Source organism: Clostridium guangxiense, from assembly GCF_021043395.1.
GTDB classification, from domain to species: Bacteria; Bacillota; Clostridia; order Clostridiales; family Clostridiaceae; genus Clostridium_S; species Clostridium_S guangxiense.
Genome location: NZ_JAJNKE010000030.1, coordinates 15344 through 35214 on the forward strand (window position 1 = coordinate 15344; position 19871 = coordinate 35214).

Sequence of the window (19871 nt, forward strand, 5' to 3'; positions counted from 1 at the left end):
ATTATAAACTTTTATTAAATTCTTTTATTAATTTATTTTTAAGATTTTCGCTGCAAAAGGATGATGAAATACCGTTTTTTATAATTTGAAATATTTGATTTTCTGTAAATCCTAATATATTTACAAGATTCATGTATTCATCTACTAAATTTATATTTGAAACAGTTCTGTTATCAGTATTTAGAGTGACTCTTAATCCATTTTCAAGATAGGTTTTAATTGGATGATCCCTATAGGATTTTACTGCTTTTGTGTCTAAATTGCTTTTAGGACACATTTCTAGAGGGATTTGATTTTGTACAAGATAATCTAGAGTTTTTTGATTCTTATATGCAAAAATGCCGTGACCTATTCTAGATGCATGAAGTATATTTATTGATTTCATTATATTTTCACAAATGCCGGTTTCTCCTGCATGAATAGTTATATTAAGGCCAGTTTCATATGCAATGTCAAAAGCCTCTCTATGAATTTCTGGTGGAAAGTCACTTTCATTTCCTGCTAAGTCTACAGCAGCTACTCCACTTTTTATATATTTTTTTGCTAGATTAATTACATCGACAGCCTTTGAGGAGGATTCATGTCTCATAGCACATAAAATAAGACCAGAATAAATGTTGAATTTGTTTTCGGCATCTTTCATAGCAGATAGCACAGCTTCAACAACTTCTTCTGGTTTTAAACCTTTGACTGTGTGAAAGTAAGGAGCAAATCTCAATTCAATATAGCTTATTCCATCTTTTTTTGCATCTTCTAGAAGTTCAAAAGTTACCCTGTAAAGTTCTTCTTTTTTTTGCATGACCTTAATTGGAAAATCAAATTTGCTTAGATATTCTTTTAAGGAGCTGCAATCTCCATTGATTTTAAAATAATCTTCCACCTTATCTAGATTTGAAATAGGAAGTGGAAGATTATTCTTTATTAAAAGGTCAATTATGGTGCTAGGCCTTAAGCTTCCATCAATATGGCAGTGAAGTTCTGTTTTAGGAATGTTTTTAATTTTCTCTCTTAAATTCAAAATAATTACCTCCTAAAATTAAAGCTATATTTAAAACAATGTGGATAAGGATTTATGCTTTATAATGACCTTCCTCAAAGATATTTTTAATGTAGTTTAAGTCATTAGTTTTTCCAAGAGCAACCATAAGCTTCACTCTGGCTTTTTGACCGGATAAAGTGTCTCCAAATATAACTCCCATGTTTTTAAGTTCTTTTCCGCCGCCGTGATATCCATATGTGTCTAAAGCTCTTCCTTCAAAGCATCTTGATACTAAAACAACAGGAATACCGCTTGAAATTGCTCTTTGAACGCCATCTACCATAAGTGGTGGAATATTTCCTCTTCCCATAGCTTCAATAACAATTCCTTTGGCTCCTCGGTTTATACTAAAATCTATAAAGTTTGAGTCCATACCTGAGGCGCATTTTATGAGGTCAACATTAGATTCTATTTTGTTAGTGTCAATATACTGTTTTTCTACACGGTTTCTATAGAAAAGTATTTCATTGTTATCAACAATACCTATAGGACCAAAACCAGGAGTTCTAAAGGCGTTTAAGCTCATTGAATTTGCTTTTACAACTTCATTTGCACAGTTCAGTTCGCTGTTTAGGCAGACAAGAACACCAAAATTTTTTGCTTCCTCAGAAACCGCTGTACATATAGAAGCAGATAGATTAGAAGGACCATCGTAACCAAGTTCCGAACTTGATTTCATTGATCCTGTTATAACTACAGGTTTTTCAGAGTTTATAGTTAGGTCAAGAAGATACGCAGTTTCCTCTAATGAATCTGTTCCGTGAGTTACAACTACTCCTGAAATATCATTCCTTTTTAATAAATCTTTTACGTATAAAGATAAAGACATCATATCTTCCGGGGACATGTGAGGGCTTGGTACGTTTGAAAAATTATAGGATTCAATATCAGCATACTCTTCTATTCCAGTAACCATTGACATTATATCTTCACCGGACAAACCCGGTACTGCTGCATGTATTTTAGGATCTATTTTCATAGAAATTGTGCCACCATTAAAAACAACTGCTGCTTTTTTCATTACAAATCCTCCCTTAATATCAGAAAATATAAAGTATTACTATTATATTATTTTATAAGAATAAAAACAATGTTTGACTAAATAATTCGTATATTATATAATTTTTATAATTGAACATATAAAATCATGCAACTGGCGGAGAATGGAATTTACCATAGGGAGCATGATTTTTGAATATATCGACCGCCTGGGTAAACATTAATATTTTTTATGTTTACCCAGTTTTTTTGCGTTTAAATTATTTATTTTTAGGAGGAATTAATAATGAAAAACTCTGAAATTATTCTTAAATATGGATGCAATCCACATCAAAAACCAGCAAAAATTTATGCTAATAGTGGAAACTTACCTTTTGAAGTTTTAAATGGTAAACCAGGATATATTAATTTTATGGATGCCTTAAATTCCTGGCAGCTTGTAAAGGAATTAAAAAGAGCAACGGGAATTGCAGCAGCGGCTTCTTTTAAACATGTAAGTCCAGCAGGTGCGGCAGTAGGAGTTCCATTAAGTGATGTACTTAAAAAGGCTTATGATGTTGAGGACATTGATCTATCACCAGTAGCAGCAGCTTATGCAAGAGCTAGAGGAGCAGATAGAATGTCTTCCTATGGAGATTTTGTAGCAATAAGTGATGTAGTAGATGTTAAAGTTGCAAAAATTTTAAAGAGATCTGTTTCCGATGGAATAATTGCACCAGGATATGAAGAAGAAGCACTTGAAATATTAAAGAGCAAGAAGAGAGGAAATTACTGTATCATTAAAATAGACAGTGATTATGAACCAGGTGAAATAGAAAAAAGAGAAATATACGGAATAACCTTTGAGCAAAAGAGAAACAAAGCTGAAATAAATGAAGAATTACTTAATGATATAGTTACTAACAATAAGAATTTACCTGAAGCTGCAAAACGTGATCTTTTAATTTCTATGATTACTTTAAAGTACACTCAGTCAAATTCGGTTTGTTTTGTTATTGATGGTCAGGTGATTGGAGTTGGTGCAGGACAGCAATCAAGAGTTCACTGCACAAGATTGGCAGCGTCGAAAGCAGATATTTGGTACTTAAGACAGCACCCAGCAGTTTTAAATTTGTCATTTAAAGCTGGAGTTTCAAGACCGGAAAAAGATAATTTTATTGATCAGTATTTAAGAGATGATGTTACAGAAGCTGAAACAGCAAATTGGGGAGATGTACTCGAAAAAGTTCCAGAAAAGTTGTCAAAGGAAGAGAAGTTAAATTGGCTTTCAAATCTTAAAGGAGTATCATTGGGTTCTGATGCATTTTTCCCTTTTAGAGATAATATTGATAGAGCTGCAAAAAGTGGAGTAGAGTATATTGTGCAGCCAGGTGGGTCTATAAGAGATGATGTTGTAATAGATGCATGTAATGAATATGATATGGTTATGGCATTTTCAAAATTAAGGTTATTTCATCATTAAAATATAATTTTATTTAATTTTTAGATTTTTATATTGAGATAATGTTATATGTATAAAAATTGAGTATTAAAAAAATTCACTAAAAGTGTTTCATTTTTTTTTCTAAAGAATATTATATAGCAGAATATAAATTATATATTCTATTTTTCAAATGAAGGAGAAGATAAAGAATGGAATACACTGGTGGAGCAAATGTTGAGACAAACGCATGCAATTCAAGTGTTGTAAAATCAAAGACACTGGAACTTGCAGAGAATTGGCCTATACGTCCAGGAATGTTTAAAGTTCCTGTAGTTCTTGCAGAATTTGTTATTCAAATTGATGTTGAGTCTAAAATAAAATTGGATGAACCTGCTTATGAGATTAAAAGAATAGAAAAAGAAGTATTTTTAACTCAGGCCAGATATATTGGTGGAACAGACAAAGTATTTATTAGTGGATATATTAGAAAGAATATAGAATATGCATCTAAAGAAGGCACCTCTTGTTCTGGAATATGTGGGTTAATAAAGGATGCTACTGTTCATGTTCCATTTCAAGTTGCTACTAGAGTATGCTTTAATGGAAGATTTCCAAGAGTATTTCCAAATAAGCAGCCTGATGTAGCAAGATATTATGATCAGAAGAGAATTGGTAAAAATATAAGAGAAGCTGACAGGGCAAGCTATGAAAGATTTAATGAACCAGTATTTCCAGAGCTTGAATGGTCTGAGGTATATGATGCTGATATAGATGAAAAAGGAAGACCTATAGGCTGCTTCCCAAATGAAGAGGAATTTGATGAATTCATTGATAAATCTGTAGTATACCTTGGAGTAAAATTACTTCAAAAACAGCAGATATATAGTGGTTATGGATACGACGGAAAAGGATATGACGGAAAGGGATATGACGGAAAAGGATATGACGGAAAAGGATATGACGGAAAGGGATATGACGGAAAGGGATATGACGGAAAAGGATATGATGGAAAAGGATACGACGGAAAGGGATATGACGGAAAAGGATACTGCGGAAAAGGATATGACGGAAAAGGATACTGCGGAAAAGGATATGACGGAAAAGGATACGACGGAAAAGGATACGACGGAAAAGGATATGACGAAAAGGGATATTTTAATGATGGCGGCTTTTATCCAAGTCAGAGTTGGAATGGAACTATTTGGGATATAAAGAGAAAAAAATAAAGTGGATTTTTAAAAATCAATAGAGCTTTTTGCTCTATTGATTTTATTAAAAGGTCTTCAAGAAGTACATTCAGATTTCAGAGGGTTTTTAATGCCCTCTGAAATCTTATATAGTGAGATTTAATCAATATTTTGAGGGTATTATATGAAAAGGCATAGAAAGGGGCATAAGAATAAACATATAAAATTAAAGGATGAAGAGAAAAAAAACACTAAAATAGAAGTAGATGTGGAAAATAATACTCAATTAATAGAGCTTCAAACTGAAGTCGATAGGAAGAAATTAGGAGTTACAGCTGTCAGACTTCCAGTAGTTATAGCTGAAACTACAGTTGACATAAATTTGAAAAATACAGTTAATTTTACAAAAGACGTGATAAATATAATAGATATTAGAAGAAAGGCAATTATAAAAAGATGTAAACTAATCCCGCAAATTAATAGATTTTTCTTAGATGGAGTTGTAATTAAAAGTATAGAATACAGCGAAGAAACTAGACATAGAGGCTGTGAACTAAATGGTAGAGCCAAAAATTTAACGATAAAGCTTCCTTTTAGATGTGCAGAAAGTATTGAGTATATTAATGCTCCGGTAACCTATGAGTTTTCTTATAAGAACAATGAAATCATTAGAATGTCAGAAAATGAAAAGAGTTTTATAGATAAGCAGCAGGAAGCTGATGAAATTTATTGTGAATTAGTAAGTGCAGAATTTAAGGAACTTAATGTAAAGGATAAGATTAGATTAATTGATGAAGCAAAAAAGATAAGTACTTTTAAGCAAATCAAACAAAGTATGAGTATGGATATAACTATAAGATTACTTCAAAAACAAACAATTATTATAAAAAACGGGTAGAATATATTGATATGTTAATAAAAAGCCTGAATATAAATAAATATGTGAAAAAACGCAGCTATTTGTTAAAAAATTAGATGACAAGAGTTCTATGTTGAGTTATTATATAATTATGTGATAAAACATGCGATAAAAATATATTAAGAAATGGATAAAGGGATGAAAAAATTAACATTTAAATTAGACAAGAAATCGGATAAAGAAATAATCAAATTAGCATGGCCATCTATATTAGAACAGATGCTTGAAATGATGGTTGGTATGGTATCTACAATATTTATGGGTAGAATTGGAACGGAAGCTGTAGCAGCGGTCGGTATGGATAATATGCTAGTTGGCTTTTTGCAAACTGTTTTTTCAGGGCTTGCAATAGGAACTACTGTTATAATTGCAAGGCTTATTGGAGAGAACAATAAAGCTGAGGCTAAAAGAGCACTTATTCAATCTATGTATATGGCTGTATTTGTTGGAGTGATTTTGACGATTGTAGGAAGAACCTTTTCAGTGCAAATTCTTAAAGTTTTCTTTAGTGGCTCGGATATAAAAGTTTTTAATGTAGGATTAAGTTATTTTCATATAATTGTATTTAATCTTCCTTTTTTTGTTCTTGATATAATTGTTTCAGGGGCTATGAGGGGGGCAGGAGATACAAAGACTCCTATGGTTATAACAGGAATAGTTAATGTAATTAATATATTTTTAAATTATACATTAACGTTTGGAATTGCTTTTATAGGAATACATGGATTTGGTGTAGAAGGCTCTGCTGCGGCAGTAACTATATCTAGAATAATAGCAGTAACTATTAGAGTACTTGCTTTGTATAATTACAAGGGGTTAAAACTTAAACTTACTCTTAAAGAAAATTATAGATTGAAGCTTAGCCTTATGAAAAGAATAGCTAACATAGGGATACCTGGCTTTATTGAGCAAGCTGTACTTCAAGGTGGATTTTTGGCTCTTGAAATTATTGTTGTAAGCATGGGAACGACAGCAATGGCAGCTTTTCAGGTTGGGATGAATATAAATTCACTTGCTTTCTTTCCTATATTTGGATTTGCTATAGCTAACATGACACTTGTTGGACAAAGCCTTGGCGAAAGGGACTATAAAAAGGCAGAACACTATGCTTATGAAAGTCTTAAAATAGCTGTTATAATTGGATTTATTATAGGAGTTTTTATGCTTATATTTTCAAGACAGCTTGCTATGCTTTATTCAAAAGACAATCTTGTAATAAATGAGTCACTTATACTCATAAGAACCTTTGCTGTACTTGAACCTTTGATGGCAATATTGAATTTGTGTTCGGCAACGCTTAAATCAGCAGGTGATATAATGTATGTTATGATAACATCTTTTGTTGGGCTGTGGGTTTGCAGAATTCTTGCATCATTTGTACTTAATAAGTGGCTTGGCATAGGTTTGGCAGCAGTAGCAGTTGGAATATTCTTTGATTTTAGTTCGCGGTCTATTATGTACCTAAAACGAATGAACAAAGGAAAGTGGAAGTACTTGAAGGTATAGTATTTTGAAATGTTAAATAAAATTAATAAATCTAAGAGGGTAATTATTAAAAGCCTAAGAAGTTTCAATAACTCGCTGGATGCTCAGACAGATTGAAACATCTAAGTCTTTTAATAATTACCCTCTAATATTTATAAAATTTTATTTAAATCATTTCTTCAATACTATACCTTCAAGTATGTGGTTTAAAGGAACATTTTTCTCCGTGCCTACGGAAAATGATGCTACGATGCAATTTTGAGTGATAAATTAATTATAAGATAGTGTGAAGTTAATAAAATTGCTTTTTAAATGAGTTAATTACGAATATTATGAGTTTCTATGGTTAAAAATATATACAACTAAGGATAAAATATTTGAAATTCTGTATAAGAAGGAAGTTGAAATGGAACGATTAAGTAAACATCAACTATTTGCTTTAATGTTTATATTTGAAGTTGGAAGCACAACTATTTTTGCGTTAGGAATTGAGGCAAAGCAGGATGCATGGATTGTAATATTGGTTGCTTTGCTAATTGGACTTATATTTGTATGGGTTTATACAGAACTTCAAAATGCATTTCCAGATAAAAATTATGTTGAAATAATTTTTGCTGTACTTGGTAATAAACTTGGAATACCGTTTGTCATATTAACTATGTTAGGATACTCTTGGCAATGTGCCCGTAATCTCCGTGAATTTGGAGAGCTTATACTTATGACCATTCTTCCTGGGGTTCCATTATGGTTTATAAATTTTTTATTTATATTATTAAGTATATATACTTTATCAAAAGGAGTTGAAGTACTAGCTCGTACAAGCGAAATAATTGCACCTGTAATGATAGTATTTGCAATATTTATATACACATTTGTATATATATCTGGAAATCTTGATTTCTCAAACTTAATGCCAGTTTTAGGTGGAGGCATTAAACCAGTAGCGAAGGTTGTGCCAGATGTAGTTGTATTTCCATTTGGAGAGATGTTTGTTTTTTTGATGTATTGGAATCGTGCAAATGAAAGAAATATTGTACGAAAAACCGCTGTAAAGGCTGTATTTTGGTCCGGCATATTGCTTTCGATTTCTTTGATAATGGACATCAGTGCGTTGGGAGTTAAATATACTTCTATTGCTACAATCCCGCTGCTGGAAACTATAAGATTGATTAATGTTGGAAATATAATAACAAATATAGATTCTATAGGCATAATTATTATATTTTTTGGTGGCTTTTTTAAGATGTCTACATATTTAAATGCTATTGCTTCAATTCCTACCATATTATTTAAGATCAAAAATTATAAATTAGTACTTATTATTACAGGAGCTATTTTATTGTGGTTTTCTATTGTGTTTGAACCTAGTTATTCATATCATAAATGGATGTTTCCATTCGATGCACGGCATTTTGTCATATTTTATGCTAATATTGATCCGCTGTTATTATTATTTATTTACAAAATAAAGAGGAAAAGGGTTCAATTATGAATATTGAAAGTTCTTGTGGTTAAAAATATATGCAACTAAGAATAAGACGTTTGAAATTCTGTATAAGAAGGAAATTGAAATGACACGGTTAAGTAAACATCAGCTATTTACTTTAATGTTTATATTTGAAGTGGGAAGCACTACTCTTTTTGCATTAGGGATACAGGCGAAGCAAGACGCATGGCTTGTAATTTTGGCAGCCTTATTAATTGGACTTATATTTATATGGATTTATACAGAACTTCAAAATTCATTTCCGGATAAAAATTATGTTGAAATAATTATTTTTATACTTGGAAAAAAGCTTGGGATACCATTTGTTCTACTTAATTTGTTGGGTTATTTTTGGTATTGTGCCCGTAACCTTCGTGAATTTGGAGAACTTATAATTACAACTATTCTTCCTCAAACTTCATTGTGGCTTATAAATTTTTTATTTGTATTATTAAGTGTGTATACTTTATTAAAAGGTGTTGAAGTATTAGCTCGTGTAAGTGAACTAATTGCACCTATAATTTTTATATTTATGGTAAGTTTATATATATTAATTTATATGTCTGGAGTTATTAAGTTTTCAAACCTAATGCCAATTTTAGGTAATGGAATTAAGCCTATAATAACAACTTTACCAAGTGTAATTGTATTTCCTTTTGGAGAAATGTTTGTTTTCTTAATGTATTGGAATTATGCAAGTGAAAAGAAAACTATACGAAAAGCTGCTGTAAAAGCTGTGACATTATCAGGAATATTACTTTGTATTTCTTTAATCATAGATATTGGTGCGTTAGGTTATGAGTATGTTTCTACTGCAGCAATTCCATTGGTAGAAGTCATAAGATTAATTAATATAGGAAATATAATAACAAATGTAGATGCTATAGGCATAATTATTATATTTTTTGGTGGCTTTTTTAAGATGTCCACATATTTAAATGCCATTGTTTCAATTCAAGCTACGTTATTTAAGCTTAAAAATAATAAGGTGCCAATTATTATTACGAGTGCTGCTTTACTATGGTTTTCTATTGAATTTGAACCTAGTTATGCATTTCATAGATGGATGTTTCCTTTTGACGCAAGTTGTGTTGTTATAGCGTATACTAATATTTCACCGCTGCTATTATTAGCTATTTATAAGATAAAAAAGAGGAGATCTGAATTCTAAAAATTTGAAGGTGATAATAATATGCAAATCATAGATTCTTTAAAAAAATTATTAGAAGGAAGAGGCTTTTATGCAACTTTTATGTTTATGTTTTCTTGGACATATACTTTAATTTTATTTGTAGTACTTTTATGTCAAATTTTTCTTTACATCTTTAGGGTGAAATATTATAATCCAGAGCTTAAGGATAAGAGTAAAGAAGAGAATAAAAAAAATAATGATTTAATAAAGCGAAAGGAGGGATAGAAAAGTGTTTAACTATTTATACAAAAAACTTAAATTTATGCAGCTTCAAAAGCCAAAGGTAAACAATGATACAACAAAAAAAGAAAATTCCAAAGATAAGCTTTCTAAGAGTTTTGAGCATAATTTAAATACTTTAAAAAATATTTTAGGCTCTAGCACTGATATAGTTTATCGTGAATTTTCCTTTGGTTCTAAAATGCAAATAAAAGCAGCGGTTATATTTTTAGAAGGAATGACAGAAAAGTCAACTATAAATCAAACTATAATTAGGCCGTTTATGCACGATGGTGGATTGAGTGGTTTAGAGGATCGATTACAGTCACGTAATATAGATGTAATAAAGGATGGAATAATTTCTGTTGGAGAAATAAAGAAAACTAAATCTATAAGTGAACTTGTAGATGATTGCTTATCTGGTGATACTATATTTCTCTTGGAAGGTTCCGATGAGGCTTTAAGTATTCAGTCAAAGGGATGGAAAACTCGCGGCATAGAAGAACCTAAGACTGAAGCTGTAGTAAGAGGCCCTAGAGAGGGATTTACCGAGACGATATCTATAAATATGACAATGCTGCGACGTAAAATAAAAAATCCTAATTTAACCTTTGAAACTATGCAGATTGGAACACAGACAAAAACCAGTGTATGTATTGTCTATTTAAGGGGAATTGCTAATCCTAAGCTTATAAAAGAAATAAAAGAGAGGTTAGGTAGGATTAATACAGATTCTATTTTGGAGTCAGGATATATTGAAGAATTTATAGAAGATGCACCTTATTCTATCTTTCCTACTGTGGGCAATTCAGAAAAGCCTGATAAGGCAGCTTCAAAAATACTAGAAGGAAGAGCTGCAATTTTAATTGATGGTACTCCATTTGTGTTAACGGTACCTATGCTTTTTATTGAGGGTTTTCAAAGTTCAGAGGATTATTATTCAAGGCCATATTTGGCTAGTTTTTTAAGAGGCCTAAGATTTCTGGCTTTTATTATAAGTGTGTTAGCACCGGCTACTTATGTGATGTTATCCACTTTTCATCAGGAATTGATACCAACTACATTATTGTTTACTATAGCAGCAGGTCATGAGGGTGTTCCATTTCCAGCAGTTATAGAAGCCGGACTTATGATAATAACCTTTGAAATTTTGAGGGAAGCAGGAGTTAGGCTTCCACGACCAGTCGGTCAGGCAGTAAGTATTGTAGGGGCTCTGGTAATTGGAGAGGCCGCTGTATCCGCTGGCTTAGTAGGAGGAATTATGGTTATTGTTGTGGCACTAACAGCTGTTTCTAGTTTTGTGGTTCCTGTATATACGGATGTTATTTCTATCTTAAGAATTATTTTTCTTATATTAGGCGGAAGTTTGGGTATATTTGGAGTAGGAATAGGCACTTTATTGGTGTTAGTACACATTGTGTCTTTAAGATCTTTTGGTTCACCGTATCTATCTCCTTTAGCTCCATTAAGTACAGAGGATTTGAAAGATACTTTCGTAAGAACTCATATTTGGAGTATGTTTACTAGACCAAGAACTATAGGATGGCATAACATGAAAAAACAAGGAATGGGGTCAAAGCCGGAGGCTCCATCAAATGAAAAAAATAAGGATTAAGTGTGTTATTAGTATATGAGGTGAGTCTAATGGAAAAATGCATTAATATGCTGATAAAAATAATTATATGTATTTTTATGGTGATAAGCCTAACTGGTTGCAGAAGTGCTCATGAGTTAAATAAGATAGCTATTGTAATGGGAGTTGGGATTGATAAGGCGGAGGAACCCAATACAGTGGAAACAACTGTCCAAATAGCAAAGGTATTGCAAAGTAATGGACCTGTAAAAGGTGGAAACGGTAATGTTGGAACAACAGATTATTTAAATTTAAAAGAAAACGGTCAAAGTATTTCTGATACGGTAAAACTTTTTAATCGTAGATTGAATCGTCAGCTGTTTTTTTCACACAATCAAGTCGTAATATTTGGAGAAGATGCAGCAAGAGAGGGAATTGAAAGATATATGGATTTTTTTCTAAGACATAGAGAAACTCGTCTTTTGGTATGGGTTTTAGTAGCTAAAGGTCAAGCAAATACAATATTGAATACAAAACCACCAATTGAAACCACAACTGCAAGAAGTATAGGAGAATTAATTAGAAATGAACAGGAAATATCCCAAGTACCAGCTGTAGATTTAAAGGATTTTGCATCTAGATTAGCTAGTAAAACAACATCACCAGTGGCTCCTATGATTGAAATTTCAAAAAAGGGTGATAGTAAAATAGCTTATCTTTCAGAAACAGCAGTGTTTAAAAAGGATAAAATGGTTGGAATGCTTAATAAAATGGAAACACGCGGACTTTTGTGGGGAACTAACAAAGTTAGGAATGGAGTTGTTGTTTTAAATATGCCAAACGGTAAAGATAATATAAATGTTATGACAACACGGGCCAGCAGCAAAATGATACCTGAAATAAAAGATGGTAAACCTAGTATAAGAATAGAAATTAAGCAGGAAGGGGATTTACAGGAACAAACTTCATCGAAGGATTTATCAACTCCAAAGGCTTTTGGGATGCTTCAAAATCTTGAGGAGGATGCTATAAGAAAAGAAGTAATTGCTTCATTGGAAAAAGCAAAAGAGTTAAATGCAGATATATTTGGATTTGGAGATGTTATATACAAACATTACCCTAAGTCATGGAACAATATGGAAAAAAACTGGGATGAAATTTTTAAAGATATTCATGTGGATATAAATGTTGATGCTAGATTAAGGAGAACAGGTAGAATTACTAAACCTATTATGTCTAATGAGCAGTAGTTAAATCTATTTTATTATGATTGGGGTATTAAAAAATGATATTTTTACAGATATGCACTTTTATAGCTGTGCTGTTAATAGAGGTTCCAGATTTAGTTAAAAATAAATATTGGCATGAACTTAAAATATTTTCTATATTTTTAGCGGCAGCATTTATACTAAGCTTATTTTATATTATAGATATACCAATACCTAATCCTGTAAGGGGAATAGAATATTTGATAAAGGACATATTACATTTAAACTATGACTAAAATTAATCATTGTATAGGGGTAGTGTATTATGAAGATTGAGAAAGGTATAATATCAAGTTCGGAGTTGATGTTTTTAATCATTGGTTTAATTGAATCTTCTACGCTTACATCAGCTTTTATAAGCCAATTAACAAAACAAAATACTTGGATAGCTTTGCTAATTGGTCTTGCTATAGTATTACTTTTATTATTGGTTTATACATCCTTAAGTAAAAAAATGCCTGACAAAAATTTAATAGAGATGAATGATTTAATATATGGATGTCATTTTGGTAAAGTGATGTCCATATTATATATTTGTTTCTTCTGGTTTATAGTTGCTGCAAATTTGAGATTTATGGGAGATTTTTTCTCAACATATCTTTTTAGTGAAACATGTATTAGTATATTCATAATAGCCATGACAATAGTATGTATGTATACAATAAAAAAAGGTCTGGAAGTTATAGCTAGAAGCAGTGTGATTATAGCTATATTAGTAATGGTAATATATTCAATTAACACCATATTTACTTTGCAATATGTGGATTTATCAAATTTTTTACCTATGTTTCAAATAAAATTAATCAACTTTATCGAAGGTGTTAATATTATGGTATCCATTCCGCTTGGTGAAATAGTTGTATTTTTAATGTTTTTTCCATATGTTAATGACAAACAAAAGATAAGAAAATCTGCATTTTCTGGGCTAATTATAGGAGGCATATTATTTTTAATTTTAATTTTGAGAAATATATCTGTTCTTGGAAACATAGGGCCTATGCATGGAGTTCCTTCATATCAGCTAGTAAAACTTATAAATGTAGGTGAAATTATAACAAGGTTAGACATATTGGTTGCCATAGTATTTTTATTTAATATGTTTTTGAAGATTTGTATTTTTTACTATGCTACAGTATTATCTGCAGCACAGTTTTTTAAATTGAGATCTTATAAACCTTTAGTAATTCCGGTGGGAATTATAAGTTCTGTGTTTGCTGTTAGCATGTACAATTCAGCTGCAGATGAAGCATATCAGGCCGGTACATATTCTGTATATGCAATTGTCTTTATAATTTTATTTCCTATTATTTCTCTCATTGTTGCATCAATTAGAAAACTATAGATAAAGCCTTCTACAAGTATGGGTACTAACATTTGGTTGCGTGAGTTATCATAATATAGGAGGTTGTGAAAAAAGGTATTCTATAGGTTTTATTACACTGCGCATAAAACATTATGAGCGACCCGCAAAAAAGAGTACCTACATTTTTCACATCCTCATATATATTACTTACATAATGCTAGAATTATTTTTTTCGCTCAGGAAATACTAAAATAAGTATTTCATATAGAGGTGGCGAATTGTAAGTGCAGAAACAAAATACTAAAGCAGTTAAAATATCGGATATAGTAAAGGTAAATATGGAAATTATAGATGAGAAATTCAAGGATTGTCCTGATTTAATAAAAAAACAGATATTCCTAACAGATAACACAGAGGCATATTTTTTGTATATTGAAGGTCTTACAAATACAGACCTTATCCAAAGAGATTTTATGAAACCTGTACTTAGCATGGATTATGAAGCAATAAATCATAAAAATAAAGTTAATAATATACCAGCTGATGGTATCAAATACAATGAAGATATGGATTCGGTAATAAACAATGTTTTAGCAGGAGATACTGTACTTCTGGTGGATGGTATCGAATATGCTATTTCCGTAAGTATGAAAAAGTATGAGAAGAGAAGCATTGATGAACCGGAAGTTGAGAAGAATGTAAGAGGAGCTCATGAGGGCTTTATTGAGTTAATGAATGTGAACATGGCAATATTAAGGAGGAAAATTAAAAATAGCAATTTAAAATTTAAATCCATAAAGGTTGGTGAGACCACTAATCAAATTGTAAATATAGCGTATATAGATGGAATAGCTGATCCAGCAATTGTAAATAAGTTATATAACAAAATAAGTGGTATAGATTTTGATGGTATTTTATCAGCAGGATACATTGAACAGATGATTGTAGACTTTCCAAATTCAATTTTTCCTCAATATCAGGCTACTGAAAGACCAGATAGAGCGACGTCAGCGCTGCTTGATGGGAAACTTGTAGTGCTTACAGAAGGAACTCCAGTAGTTTTAATGGTCCCTGTAACTCTATTTTCATTTTTTAAGGCTCCAGATGATTACAGTACTCACTGGGTTTTTGGTTCTTTGCTTGGAATTTTAAGGATAGCAAGCGCAATAATTGCCATATATCTTCCAAGTGTATATATAGCGTTAACGACTTTTCACTATTATATGGTACCTTTTAATTTGCTAATTCCTTTAGCTGAGTCAAGAGCTAGAGTGCCATTTCCACCAATCATGGAGGCGTTTATAATGGAAATTGTCATTGAGATGTTAAGAGAAGCTGCTATAAGGCTTCCAACATATATAGGATCATCAATAGGCGTGGTTGGGGGTATAATCATAGGTCAGGCAGCAGTTCAAGCTGGAATTGTAAGTGAACTCTTAATTATAGTTGTAGCAATAACGGCAATAGCCTCGTTTATTACACCTTCCTATGATATAGGGCTGGCGTTAAGAACGATTAGATTTCTAATGATGATAGCAACAGCTGTGTTTGGAGTAATTGGTATAGCAACTATTACTATACTTATATTGTCTAATTTAGTTATTTTAGAATCGCTAGAACAGCCATATTTTCAACCTATTATTCCTTTTAGACCTCAAAATTTAAAGGATACTATTATAAGAGCGCCTTTAAAGTTTTTAAAAAACAGACCAACTTCAAATCGTCCTATGGATAAGAAGAGAGGAAAGAAGCAATGATTAAGGTAAAAAATGATATAACTTCAAAGCAGTTCTTTGTTTTTATAGTTACCTCTCAAATAGGCACGGGAATTATTACATTACCAAACCAATTAGCAGGTGGGGCTGGACACGATGGGTGGATACCAACATTAATCGGTGGCATAATATGCAGCTTATTAATATTATTACAACTGATTTTATTAAAAAGATATTCAAATAAATCTATAATTGAAATAAATAAGATTTTATATGGAAAGTGGATTGGTCAATTATTTAATTTATTTTTGATAGCTTATACATTTTTCGGAGGATGCATAATAGCGAGGAGATTTGGGGATATTATTGCTTCTGAAATTCTTAAGGATACCCCTTCTTTAGTATTAGGTTTTTTTACAATTATACCATCACTATATTTATTATATTATGGTTTAACTCCAATATGTAGGGTTGGCAGTGAAGTGTTTTTGGTAATAGTTGCAACTATTTTAATGTATATGGTGGCATTAGGAGATATGGATTTTATGCATTTATTGCCTATTGGTGAAGCAGGGATGCTTCCTATCATAAATTCAATAAAGACAACTATATATGCTTATATTGGATTTGAACTTATTGTTTATATATATCCATGTATTAAGGATAAAGAAAATGCTATTAAATATGCAGAGCTTGCAGTACTAGCAATAACAATTTTTTTTACTATAACAGTAACTTTGGTTACAGGAGTTTTTGGAGAAGATATGTTAAGAAGACTTCCAACTTCTCTTATGTTTCTTTCAGGAATAATTAGCATACCTGTAATAGAAAGAATAGATTTGTTTTTTATAATACTTTGGATACCACTGGTTGCATGTGTAACTAGAAATTTTATATTTTGTACATATTATAGCCTTGGAAAAATGTTTTCGGTAAAGAAAACCAATTTAGTAATTACCATACTTGTTATAATGACTATATTGTTAAGTAGAATACCAAGAAGCTTCACTGAAGCAGAAAAGTTTGTAAAAATATTTTCAATTTATTCGCTTAGTATTGATGGTTTCGTTGTTGTTTGTCTTGTTATTTCTATTATTAAAGATAAATTACTTAAAAATAAAAGTAACCCCATAGGGAGGAATAAATGAAAGGTGAAAAAGTCATTTAAAATAATAGCAAGTATCATGTGTGTGTTTATACTAACAGGCTGTTGGGATCGAAAGATATTTGAAAGAATTGGATTTGTATTAGAAGTAGGCTTTGATAAGGGAGTAAGAAGGGATTTGTTAATAACATCTGTAATTCCTGTAATTGATGCTAATAAAAAAGGTGGCACAGATCTTTTAATAGTTGATGCGAGTTCTATGATGCAGGCTATTGATACGAATAATAGATTGTCTTCAAAGTTGTTACTTGGTGGTAAAATACAACAACTTCTTTTTTCTGATGAAATTGCAGAAAAGGGTATAATTAATTTAATGAATGTAATGAGCAGAGAACCTGAAAATTCTTTGCTCGCTTATGTGGCGGTGGTAGATGGAAGCACAAAAGACCTAATGAAAGCGGAGTTGCAATTTAAAAATAAGCCAAGACCAGGAATATACGTTAATCAACTTATAAAAGCAGCTGTTGAACACTCATATATACCAAATACAAGAATATATGATTTTCACATAGATTATTTTACACCGGGTAAGGATCCTGTAGCTCCTCTCTTGAAGCTGAGAAGAGATGGAATTGAGGCTATGGGAAGTGCATTATTTTCTGGAGATAAAATGGTTGGGAAAATGGGGATAAGAGAAACTATGATGCTAATTGCCATGCAAAATAAGCAAATACAAGATTTAAGAGCTCATTTTGAGAATATTGATAAGGCTGGAAGCGAGGGTAATGGAGAACATACTTTAACAGCAGCACTTAAAGTTAAAAAGAGAAAAATCAAGGTTGTAATTAAAAACAATAAACCAGTAGTTAATATATATATAGATTTTAGCGCAGTAATTGATGAATACAAATGGGATAAAAGTGATGATCCAATTGGGAAAAAAAGCTTGAGGAGATTATTAATAATGAAGTAAAAGGTAGTTCATACCAGACATTAAAGTACATGCAGAAGGTTGGCAGCGACCCTATAGGAATAGGTGAAATAGTTAGGAGCAAGTATAATTCATACTGGAAAAGCGTGGATTGGAAAAAAGCATATAAGAATGCCGAAATGCACTTTGATTCTAATGTAACAATTAAAGATATAGGAGACATCAAATAAGGTACAGAGTACAATGAATGATGATTTATCTTCCTTCACCCTGTGCTCTCTACTGTGTCTAAAAATTAAGTGTAGTTAAATGTAGTTTAGTCAGTTATTCCAAGGTATTCTTCTAGTGTTAAGCCCTTTTGCATTATATCTTGTGCAGCTGCTGTGCCAACATAGCGTATATGCCATGGTTCGAAGTCATATTTTGTAATTGATATTTTTTCCTTTGGATAGCGTATTATAAAACCATATTTAGCACAGTTTTGTTTTAACCATTCGTAAGCTTTTGTTTTCGCAAAGCCATCATCTAAATCAGTATATTCAGTTGAAAGTAAGTCCATAGCGAGACCACTTTGATGTTCGCTGCTTCCTGGTTCAGCTACATATTTATCAGCTTCGGTTTTACCGTCTTTTTTAACTTTTGCAGTATAGACTTCCTCCTGATAAGAATATGGTCTATAGCAAGATACACCTAAAAGAGTTATTCCATCAGTTTTGGCGGCACTGAATAACCCTTCAGCAGCATTGGCAGCATTTGCCCTCATCTTTCTAACATTTGAAGCGGCATAAGATGCGAATTTTACTTTTACAGTACGGAGATCTGATGGTATATAATTTTTAGATAGCTTATGAGTTTTATTAACAAGAACTACATCAGAGGAAGTGTCAGGTAAACTTTTTTGTGGTGTAGTAGTTTGTGAATTATCATTTTTGACTGAGGATTTTTTTGTGATTTTATTTTTCGATGAGATTTTAGGGTCACTGTAGGTTTTAAGAAAAAGTTTGTCAGTTAAATATGTAGCACCAGACAATAAAATTATTGTGATTATCACAAAAAATATTTTTTTCATTATATATGTATTCTCCTTCCAAATGTATAAAAAGCATATATGTTCAATATAAGATATTGTTTTAGAGTTTTATGTACCAAAGCTTATTATAACATAAAATAAATTTATTTTAGCTTGACAATCATTCTGCAAATGTGAATTTTCTTTAAAGATTACAATATAATGAAAAAAATATTTTAGATTATATAAAACCTAAATGCTGTAAAAGGGTTTTAGTTCCTATTAATATTAGTATTATGCCACCAGCAATTTCAGCTTTGTTTTTGTATTTTGCGCCAAAATAATTTCCAATAATAACTGCTATAAGAGATAAAGTAAATGTAGTACAGCCAATTAAAATTATAGAAGGCAAAATAGATACTTTTAAAAATGCAAAAGTAATGCCTATTGCGAGTGCATCAATGCTAGTTGCAACAGACATAAGAGTAAGTTCTTTTAAATCTAATTTTTCTGAAGAAACAGGACAAGAATCTCCTTCATTGCTGAGACCTTCTTTTATCATGTTACCTCCAATTATGGCAAGTAAGGCAAATATGATCCAGTGATCTACGCTTGAAATATACTTTTGAAATTGTTTTCCAAGTAGCCAGCCGATTAGGGGCATTAAAGCTTGAAAACCTCCAAAAAATAAAGCTATGATTATTGTATGTATATAATTAATTTTTTTCATGTTCAAGCCTTTACAGACAGCAACAGCAAAGGCATCCATTGATAAGCTTATGCCTATCATAAATACTTCAATAAGACTCATATTTATATTATTCTCCTTTGTTATTTATTATCATTTTATAATAAGTTATTGATAAAAAGATGTCAATACACATATAGAGGCTTGGGCGAAGCCCATTAGAATCCTGAACCATAAATTAGCGCTTACTATAATATAGAGGCTTGGGCGAAGCCCATTAGAATCCTGAACCATAAATTAGCGCTTACTATAATATAGAGGCTTGGGCGA

The 19871-nt window shown here is 31.4% G+C and carries 17 protein-coding genes, 1 pseudogene and 1 riboswitch; of the genes and pseudogenes, 14 read left to right on the forward strand and 4 right to left on the reverse strand.

Annotated features, from left to right (window positions below):
- Nucleotide 1 precedes the first annotated feature (1 nt).
- Together add and LQK79_RS15170 are read right to left on the reverse strand one after the other, a co-directional pair.
- The gene (add, locus tag LQK79_RS15165; RefSeq protein WP_231017092.1) at nt 2-1018 is read right to left on the reverse strand and encodes an adenosine deaminase; all 1017 of its coding nucleotides are present in this window, start codon (nt 1016-1018) and stop codon (nt 2-4) included.
- 52 nt (nt 1019-1070) lie between these two features.
- Nucleotides 1071-2060, reverse strand: a complete 990-nt coding sequence (locus tag LQK79_RS15170) for an asparaginase (protein WP_053240671.1) — start codon at nt 2058-2060, stop codon at nt 1071-1073.
- 118 nt (nt 2061-2178) lie between these two features.
- Nucleotides 2179-2260: riboswitch (ZMP/ZTP riboswitch) on the forward strand.
- Between the two features lie 64 nt (nt 2261-2324).
- Between LQK79_RS15170 and LQK79_RS15175 the strand changes: the two genes are divergently transcribed.
- The 14 genes and pseudogenes from LQK79_RS15175 (at nt 2325) to LQK79_RS15240 (ending at nt 18074) form a co-directional block, all read left to right on the forward strand.
- Nucleotides 2325-3500 carry a phosphoribosylaminoimidazolecarboxamide formyltransferase gene (locus LQK79_RS15175; RefSeq protein ID WP_231017093.1) on the forward strand — a complete coding sequence of 392 codons (1176 nt, stop codon included), beginning with the start codon at nt 2325-2327 and terminating at the stop codon, nt 3498-3500.
- 170 nt (nt 3501-3670) lie between these two features.
- Nucleotides 3671-4687 (forward strand): CsxC family protein, encoded by a 1017-nt coding sequence (locus tag LQK79_RS15180; RefSeq protein ID WP_231017094.1) that lies wholly within the window; start codon nt 3671-3673, stop codon nt 4685-4687.
- A gap of 145 nt (nt 4688-4832) precedes the next feature.
- On the forward strand, nt 4833-5546 hold the full coding sequence (locus LQK79_RS15185; RefSeq protein WP_231017095.1) for a DUF7852 domain-containing protein: 714 nt from the start codon (nt 4833-4835) through the stop codon (nt 5544-5546).
- Nucleotides 5547-5705: 159 nt separating this feature from the next.
- Complete coding sequence (locus tag LQK79_RS15190; protein ID WP_231017096.1) at nt 5706-7073, forward strand: MATE family efflux transporter; 1368 nt, start codon at nt 5706-5708, stop codon at nt 7071-7073.
- Between the two features lie 385 nt (nt 7074-7458).
- Complete coding sequence (locus LQK79_RS15195) at nt 7459-8544, forward strand: GerAB/ArcD/ProY family transporter (RefSeq protein ID WP_231017097.1); 1086 nt, start codon at nt 7459-7461, stop codon at nt 8542-8544.
- 79 nt (nt 8545-8623) lie between these two features.
- Nucleotides 8624-9709 carry a GerAB/ArcD/ProY family transporter gene (locus LQK79_RS15200; protein WP_231017098.1) on the forward strand — a complete coding sequence of 362 codons (1086 nt, stop codon included), beginning with the start codon at nt 8624-8626 and terminating at the stop codon, nt 9707-9709.
- A 21-nt stretch (nt 9710-9730) separates the two neighbouring features.
- Nucleotides 9731-9955: a hypothetical protein gene (locus LQK79_RS15205; RefSeq protein ID WP_231017099.1), complete on the forward strand. Its 225-nt coding sequence runs from the start codon at nt 9731-9733 to the stop codon at nt 9953-9955.
- Between the two features lie 4 nt (nt 9956-9959).
- Nucleotides 9960-11564 (forward strand): spore germination protein, encoded by a 1605-nt coding sequence (locus tag LQK79_RS15210; protein WP_231017100.1) that lies wholly within the window; start codon nt 9960-9962, stop codon nt 11562-11564.
- A gap of 29 nt (nt 11565-11593) precedes the next feature.
- On the forward strand, nt 11594-12772 hold the full coding sequence (locus LQK79_RS15215; protein ID WP_231017101.1) for a Ger(x)C family spore germination protein: 1179 nt from the start codon (nt 11594-11596) through the stop codon (nt 12770-12772).
- A gap of 35 nt (nt 12773-12807) precedes the next feature.
- On the forward strand, nt 12808-13026 hold the full coding sequence (locus tag LQK79_RS15220) for a hypothetical protein (protein WP_231017102.1): 219 nt from the start codon (nt 12808-12810) through the stop codon (nt 13024-13026).
- Nucleotides 13027-13055: 29 nt separating this feature from the next.
- Complete coding sequence (locus tag LQK79_RS15225) at nt 13056-14132, forward strand: GerAB/ArcD/ProY family transporter (protein ID WP_231017103.1); 1077 nt, start codon at nt 13056-13058, stop codon at nt 14130-14132.
- Between the two features lie 245 nt (nt 14133-14377).
- Nucleotides 14378-15850: a spore germination protein gene (locus LQK79_RS15230; protein ID WP_231017104.1), complete on the forward strand. Its 1473-nt coding sequence runs from the start codon at nt 14378-14380 to the stop codon at nt 15848-15850.
- Complete coding sequence (locus LQK79_RS15235; RefSeq protein WP_053240666.1) at nt 15847-16956, forward strand: GerAB/ArcD/ProY family transporter; 1110 nt, start codon at nt 15847-15849, stop codon at nt 16954-16956. The genes LQK79_RS15230 and LQK79_RS15235 overlap by 4 nt, the downstream gene beginning before the upstream one ends.
- 3 nt (nt 16957-16959) lie before the next feature.
- Nucleotides 16960-18074: pseudogene (locus LQK79_RS15240) on the forward strand (Ger(x)C family spore germination protein).
- Between the two features lie 86 nt (nt 18075-18160).
- On the opposite strand, the gene LQK79_RS15245 reads toward LQK79_RS15240, so the two are convergent.
- Nucleotides 18161-18913 (reverse strand): M15 family metallopeptidase, encoded by a 753-nt coding sequence (locus tag LQK79_RS15245; RefSeq protein WP_231017105.1) that lies wholly within the window; start codon nt 18911-18913, stop codon nt 18161-18163.
- A gap of 181 nt (nt 18914-19094) precedes the next feature.
- Nucleotides 19095-19664 carry a manganese efflux pump MntP gene (locus tag LQK79_RS15250; RefSeq protein ID WP_231017106.1) on the reverse strand — a complete coding sequence of 190 codons (570 nt, stop codon included), beginning with the start codon at nt 19662-19664 and terminating at the stop codon, nt 19095-19097.
- Between the last annotated feature and the right edge of the window lie 207 nt (nt 19665-19871).